We start from the raw sequence: 914 nt of genomic DNA, 5'->3' as shown, positions 1-914 counted from the left end.
GTGCCGGTGATGGTGATGGGGGTGTGTCCGGGCGGGTTGTTGGGGTTGGTTTGGTTGTTGGTGTGGTGTTCGGTGGTTTGGGTGAGTGCGGTGGTGAGGACGGGGTGGGGGCTGGTTTCGATGTAGAGGGTGTGGCCGGTGTTGAGGAGGGTTTGGGTGGCTTTGTGGAATTGGACGGGTTGGCGCATGCTGGTGAACCAGTAGTCGCCGGTGAGGGTGGTGGTGTCGATGATGGTGCCGGTCATGCCGGAGCAGTAGGTGGTGGTGGTGGGTTGGGGGGTGATGTGGGTGAGGGCTTGTTGGATGGTGTGGTGGAGGGGGTCGATGTGGGGGCTGTGGGAGGCGTAGTCGACGGGGATTTTGCGGGCGTGGATGTGGTGGGTGGTGCAGTGGTGGAGGAGTTGGTCGATGTGGGGGGTGGGGCCGGTGATGATGGTGGTGGTGGGGCCGTTGACGGCGGCGATGTGGAGGTGGGGGTGGTGGGTGAGGAGTTGGGTGGTGTCGTGGGGGGTGAGGGTGAGGGAGGCCATGGTGCCGGTGCCGGTGAGGGTGGCGAGGGCTTGGGCGCGGAGGGCGACGATGGTGGTGGCGTCGGTGAGGGTGAGGGCGCCTGCGGTGTAGGCGGCGGCGATTTCGCCTTGGGAGTGGCCGAGGACGGTGTCGGGGTGGATGCCGTGGGCTTTCCAGATTTCGGCGAGTCCGGTGAGGACGGCGAAGAGGGTGGGTTGGACGACGTCGACGCGGTCGAGGGTGGGGGCGTCGGGGTGTTGGGTGAGGACGTGGGTGAGTGACCAGTCGGTGTGGGGTGCGAGGGCGGTCTCGCAGGCGGTGATGTGGTCGCGGAACACCTGGGAGGTGTCGAGGAGTTCGCGTGCCATGCCGGGGTATTGGGAGCCCTGGCCGGGGAAGACGAA

The 914-nt window shown here is 66.5% G+C and carries 1 protein-coding gene; it reads right to left on the bottom strand.

The window, feature by feature from the left end:
* Positions 1-878 (bottom strand): acyltransferase domain-containing protein (locus VT52_RS34810; protein WP_240510035.1); only part of this gene is annotated, 878 nt, incomplete at its 3' end.
* Positions 879-914 lie beyond the last annotated feature (36 nt).

This window comes from Streptomyces malaysiense, assembly GCF_000980885.2.
GTDB lineage: Bacteria > Actinomycetota > Actinomycetes > Streptomycetales > Streptomycetaceae > Streptomyces > Streptomyces malaysiense.
The sequence above is the reverse complement of the archived record's forward strand: the minus strand, read 5'-3'. Positions and strand labels throughout refer to the sequence as shown.